Genomic DNA, 5,270 nt, shown 5'->3' on the forward strand with positions numbered 1-5,270 from the left:
AGGCACGCCACGGCGTCTGGGCGGCGCCCGGCAACCATGAGTACTACAGCGGCTACGACGCCTGGATGGCCGAATTCCGCCGCCTGGGCCTGAACCTGCTGGAAAACCGCATGCAGCTGATCGATGTGCAGGGCGCGCGCCTGGCGCTGTCGGGCATCGGCGATCCAGCCTATGGCCGCCTGTCGCGCCAGAACACCGACCCGTCCGTGCCCGAAGGCGTGCCGCCCGACATCGACACCGTGGCCCGCCAGGCCAAAGAGGCCGGTGCGCAATACCACCTGCTGCTGGCCCACCAGCCCAAGACCGCCCGTGACAACGCTGCCCACGGCGTGGGCCTGCAGCTGTCGGGCCATACGCACGGCGGCCTGATCCTGGGCATGGACCAATGGCTGGTGGCGCCCGCCAATGACGGCTTTGTGCGCGGCGAGTACGAGGTCGGCGCCATGAAGCTCTTCGTCAGCGCCGGCGCAGGCCTGTGGGCCGGCTTTGCCGTGCGCCTGGGCGTGCCGGCCAGCATCGACCTGCTGGTGCTGCGCGGCGCCTGACCTTCAGGCCGCAGGCGCAACCGCTGCGCCCTGGATGCCGTGGCGCTGCAGTGCCTCGGCCACAAAGCCCGAGGCCTTGGCCTCTTCCACAAAGGCCGCCAGCACGCGCAGGGCCTCATCGCCCCGCCCCTTGGGCAGGCCCATGGCCTGCTGGATCACCATGAAGCGGCCCGGCAGCAGGCGCAGGCCGGGCAGGCGGGCGGCATCGGCCTCCAATTGCTGCTTGACGCCGGCCGCCACGTCGGCCGTCGATTCCACAAAGGTCTGCACCACGGCGGGCGAGGACACGGCGCGCTCTATCTGCGCATGCTTGAGCTCGCGGCTCAGGTACAGGTCATAGGCGCTGCCCTTGCCGACCACGACTGTGTGCCCGGCCCGGTCCACCTGGGCGTTGTCGGTCAGCGGCGAATCCTGGCGCACCAGGTAGCTGCCCTCGATCAGCACATAGGGTGCCGTGAAGCCGATGCCCGCGCCGCGCACGGGGTCCACGGCAAAGAAGCCGAAGTCGGCCTCCTCGCGCGTGACGGCATCCACCGACTTGGCGGCCGTGTCGAAGACCACCAGTTCCAGCTCCAGCCCCAGCTGCTGCGCAAGGCGCCGGGCCAGGTCGATGGACACGCCCGCAGGCCGGCCGTCGGCATCCAGCCGCGCAAGAATGGGATTGCCGGTGTTGATGGAGGCGCGGATGCGGCCAAGCGGCGCGAGGGTGGACAGCAGCTGGGAGGAATGGTTCATGGATGGCTTTCGAAGTGGCAGACAGAAGGGGCGGCGGTCTTCAAACCTTCATTGTCTGCGCACACGGCCGGTGCAAGGTCCGGGTGTCATCTCACCAGCGAGCATGGCTTGCCGGTATCGGGTCTTGGATTGCCATTGCGTCCAGCACTGGAATTGGGGTTGGACTTCATCGCAATCCCTGCTGGTCAAGCGGCATGAAATCCGCACACAACCCATTGTTATAAAAGGAAAAAACAACACCTTAAAATCAGACCATGTAGAGATCGTCTGAGGCAGAGAATGAACCTGGACAGCAAACTTCAGATATCGCTGAGCAAGCGCTCCGGCAACATCGTGCTCCGGCGTGATCTGAGCAGATTGGCAAGCGCTTCCCACCTCAGCGAGGCCTTGCATGACTTGGTCTCGGACGGCCGCCTGATCCGCCTGGGCGCCGGCATCTATGCCAAGGCAAGGCCCGACGCCAGCGGCGATCCGCAGTTGCTCGCCCCCAGCGATGAGCTGGTCAGGGAGGTGCTGGACAGACTGGGAATCGGGTTTCGCAGCGTGGATCTGGTCAACGAGGCGGGCCAGGCCACGCTGCTGATCGATGCAGGCAGCCAGCGCATCTCACGCAGGCTGAATCTGGGCGATGTCGCCGTGCGCTATGTCCGCAATCCCTCGGCACCTGATGAACCCGGCGAAACCTTGCCCGCAGACGTGAACGCCCTGCCCACCAAAGGTGTACGCCAGTTTGTCGAGCGGCTGGCCCGCACGCACCACATCCAACACCAGCGTACCGGACTGGACGACTATGCACAGGCAGTCACACGCGCTGCAGGAGATGAAGTGGAGCTCGACAGCACGGGCAAGCTGCTCGTGGCCTTGAAGAAAAAACATGTCATCAATGGCCGGCAGCTTGCCAGGCTGATGACCAATCACATGAGGGAGGTGCAGGATGTTCGATCCGTTCGGGGACTTCGAAAGCGCGGGCTACCTGCGCAACATTGAAGGACTGAAAGACGCCCGTGAGGTCAAGATCCAGGAACACCTCTTTTTCGAGGCCAACCTGGAAGAAGCACTTGCCTTTCTGGCAAGCATCCGGGGCCGGATTGGCTACCGCGATTTTTTGCGCGTTCACGCCATCCTGTTTTCCGACTTCTACCCCTGGGCCGGCCAGGACAGGCGTGCGCTGGGCGTGGGCCGGCTCGTCGGCAGGGGTGCAGGCCTGCAATTCGAAGTGTCAGAGCTGTGCCAGCGCGCCGTCGAATGGGGCCTGGACATGGGCAACGATGCAGGCACCCTGCGCGACAAACCTGGTGCTGTCATGGGCGCGTTTGCCTGGGGTCATCCCTTTCTCGACGGAAATGGACGCAGCATGCTGCTGATCCATGCCGAGCTGTGCCACCGCGCGGGCTTTGCCATCGACTGGCTGGCCTCCAGCAAGGAGGCTTATCTGAAGGCACTGACCCAGGAGATCCAGAACCCGCAAGGCAGACACCTCGATGCCTATCTGCGCCCCTTGATCACCTCGGCCAACACGCAGACCACCTTGCTTGATCATCTGCGGGCATTGCCAGGGCTGAAGGGTCCGGGCGATGACGTGCATCGCCCGGACATGAACGTGGCATACCGGGCCGACGACCAGAAAGCAGCCCAGTCCTATCTGGAGATGAAGCGGGCACGCGGCGAGCATGCCGCTTGACAGCGGTACAGCAACCCTCCCCCTCCCCTACCCCTCATTGACCAGCAACGACAGCGCATGCGCCTCGGTAGGCAAAGGCACATCCCAGCGCTGCAGCAGGCAGAGCAGGGCCGCGTTGGTCAGCGTGGTGTCGCGCGCGCGGTTGCGGGCCAGCAGGGTTGGGCGGCTGGCTTCCAGGTGCACGAGCTCCACGCGGGCGCCGTAGGCCAGGCACAGGTCCACGGTCTTGCCGCGCATCTGGCGCGACAGGTGGGTGGCGTTCCAGACAAAGGGCCGGCCCGCGCGCAGCAGGGCCTTGGCCTTGTCCACGGCGTGGTGGGCGGCCGCGCCCTCGTTCTGGCCGTGGCGCAGGCCCAGCTCCGTACGCGCATCGTCGAAGGAGACCACGGGCAGGTCGTCATGGTGGGCGGCCACCCAGGTGTTCTTGCCGCTGGCCGGCAGGCCGCACATGACGATGGCGCGCGAGCCGGCCTGCTCGTGCAGCGCATAGTCGGGATGCAGCTGCGCGCCGCGGAAGTAGCGCACCGCCGTCTCGTCCGAGGCAAAGCGGCGTGGCGTGCGCAGGCAGCCCTCTTCCAGCGCGAACTCGCGCACCAGCTCGATGTTGACCAGCACGGACGCAATGTCCGGGCAGATGCGACCGCGCATGTCGGCCCGCGCCAGCAGGGTGAGCAGGTGCAGGTCCACCTGCCAGGACAGCTCGCGCACGATGAACTCGGGCGAGTGGCCGCGCCGCGAATCGGCAAAGGCGAAGAACGGCACCTGGTGCACGGCGATCAGCCGGCAGATGGCTTCGCGCTGGTCCACGGGCGCGCCGGCTTCCCAGAGCATGAGCCGCGCATCCAGCGCCCCCCGGCGCGAGTGGCCGGGCTGGCCGATGCGGCCGTCCTCGCCCACCACGGTGGTCGAGCACTTGGCCACGTCGTGCAGCAGCGCGGCCAGGAAGACCGTCTCGCGCTCGGTGGCGGTGAGTGCCGCATGGTCGGGATCGGCCAGCAGCTCGCGCACCACCATCTGCGTGTGCGTCCAGACATCGCCTTCGGCGTGGTAGACAGGGTCCTGCGGCGTGGTTTTGGCCTGCTCCAGCAGGGGGAAGGCGGCCAGGCAGGCCGCGAAGTCGGGGTCGGCGCCGGGCTGCGGCACCAGGGACTGGATCTGTTTCCAGTTCGTCATGGCAATCTCCTTGCGATGGGTCTGCGCTGCAGGCCTCACCAGCTTTTTGAAATGTCGGCCGCAAAGATGTCTGCGCCTTCGCGCAGCCCGTTGGGGACGATGGGCCGCTCGCTGTGGTGCGAGCCCGAGTCGAGGATGACCTGCACGAAGTCCGGCCGCACGAACTTGTAGCGCGCCACGGTCTGGCCGTCCTCCTCCACCTTGAGGTAGAGGCCTTCGGCCAGCTCGGAGCCGTCGGTCTGCCGCCAGCACAGCGGCAGGTCCAGCTTCTGGCGGGCCACCACCTGCTCGAAGGCCTGGCGCCAGCGCGCGCTGCGGCCCAGCGAAGGGGCCAGCAGCGCCAGCAGGTCCTGCATGCGCCGGGGCGCCGCCCCGCGGTAGAGCACGGGCACCGAGACCACGGGCACGCCGGCCAGCAGGGCATGGCGGCGCGGCGTGTCCAGGAAGCACTGCGCCGAGCGGTCCCAGATGTCGAACTCGCAGAACCAGTGCGGCAGCGCGTCGTAGAACAGCGAGTGCTTGGCGTACATCCACTCGCCAAACACCTGGTAGCGGTCGTCCAGCAGGGACAGCAGCGCGCCCTCGTGGGCCTGGGCCCATTGCTTGAAGAGGTTGAACTGGCGCTCGCGCCCGCCGGGCCGCTCGCTGTCCAGGTAGTGGCCGCGCGACTGCAGCAGCAGCTGGCCGTCGCCGGCAAAGCTCAGCGCGGCGTTGGCGCCGTCGAGCTTTTCCTCGACGACGATGTGCCGGCCGGCCAGCCGCTCATAGGGCACGGCGTCGTCCTGGTCACCGGCCTGCAGGCGCGAGCCGCGCAGGTGCGGCGTACGGGGGTACTTGAGGATCTCGATGCTCGAAAGAAAACGAGGGCCTGGAGAAATGGATGGGGTCATGTCGTGCTTTCCGAAAACGATGCAGCACCCCACGGCGCCATGCCATGGGGCGGGAAAAGCCGACGACGACGCCAGGCGCCGCAATGCAGGGGATACAGCGACAGCGCGGCCTGGCCCGTGGTGGCCGGGCCGGCAGGCTGTCGAAGGGGAAGATGGCAGGACTGTCGGGGCCGTCCGCAAAAAGGACGGTCAGCCGCAAGCCCTCAAAAGGCCACGCACCGCAGCGCACACGCAAAAGACACGCGG

6 protein-coding genes are annotated in these 5,270 nt (G+C 66.9%); 3 read left to right on the plus strand and 3 right to left on the minus strand.

Annotation, left to right across the window (positions count from 1 at the left end; genetic code table 11):
- A partial coding sequence (locus L995_RS11595; protein ID WP_047471820.1) for a metallophosphatase occupies positions 1-545 on the plus strand: 545 nt, incomplete at its 5' end.
- A gap of 3 nt (positions 546-548) precedes the next feature.
- Here L995_RS11595 and L995_RS11600 read toward each other — a convergent pair.
- A complete protein-coding gene (locus L995_RS11600) occupies positions 549-1,280 on the minus strand; it encodes an ABC transporter substrate-binding protein (protein ID WP_047471822.1) in 732 nt (243 codons plus the stop codon).
- 279 nt (positions 1,281-1,559) lie between these two features.
- Between L995_RS11600 and L995_RS11605 the strand changes: the two genes are divergently transcribed.
- Positions 1,560-2,267 carry a hypothetical protein gene (locus L995_RS11605; protein WP_047471824.1) on the plus strand — a complete coding sequence of 236 codons (708 nt, stop codon included), beginning with the start codon at positions 1,560-1,562 and terminating at the stop codon, positions 2,265-2,267.
- Positions 2,215-2,961 carry a Fic/DOC family protein gene (locus tag L995_RS11610; protein WP_046987340.1) on the plus strand — a complete coding sequence of 249 codons (747 nt, stop codon included), beginning with the start codon at positions 2,215-2,217 and terminating at the stop codon, positions 2,959-2,961. The genes L995_RS11605 and L995_RS11610 overlap by 53 nt, the downstream gene beginning before the upstream one ends.
- 27 nt (positions 2,962-2,988) lie before the next feature.
- Here L995_RS11610 and L995_RS11615 read toward each other — a convergent pair whose 3' ends face one another.
- Both L995_RS11615 and L995_RS11620 read right to left on the minus strand, forming a co-directional pair.
- Positions 2,989-4,134 carry an AAA family ATPase gene (locus tag L995_RS11615; protein WP_047471826.1) on the minus strand — a complete coding sequence of 382 codons (1,146 nt, stop codon included), beginning with the start codon at positions 4,132-4,134 and terminating at the stop codon, positions 2,989-2,991.
- A gap of 35 nt (positions 4,135-4,169) precedes the next feature.
- A complete protein-coding gene (locus L995_RS11620; RefSeq protein WP_017406203.1) occupies positions 4,170-5,024 on the minus strand; it encodes an RNA ligase family protein in 855 nt (284 codons plus the stop codon).
- Positions 5,025-5,270: the final 246 nt, after the last annotated feature.

It is taken from the genome of Delftia sp. ZNC0008, assembly GCF_000799035.1.
GTDB classification, from domain to species: Bacteria; Pseudomonadota; Gammaproteobacteria; order Burkholderiales; family Burkholderiaceae_C; genus Comamonas; species Comamonas tsuruhatensis.

Bases quoted from the DNA above. Each gene is read 5' to 3' on its own strand.
- L995_RS11620 (WP_017406203.1), bottom strand. From the start codon at position 5,024: ATGACCCCATCCATTTCTCCAGGCCCTCGTTTTCTTTCGAGCATCGAG.
- L995_RS11600 (WP_047471822.1), bottom strand. From the start codon at position 1,280: ATGAACCATTCCTCCCAGCTGCTGTCCACCCTCGCGCCGCTTGGCCGC.
- L995_RS11605 (WP_047471824.1), top strand. From the start codon at position 1,560: ATGAACCTGGACAGCAAACTTCAGATATCGCTGAGCAAGCGCTCCGGC.
- L995_RS11615 (WP_047471826.1), bottom strand. From the start codon at position 4,134: ATGACGAACTGGAAACAGATCCAGTCCCTGGTGCCGCAGCCCGGCGCC.
- L995_RS11610 (WP_046987340.1), top strand. From the start codon at position 2,215: ATGTTCGATCCGTTCGGGGACTTCGAAAGCGCGGGCTACCTGCGCAAC.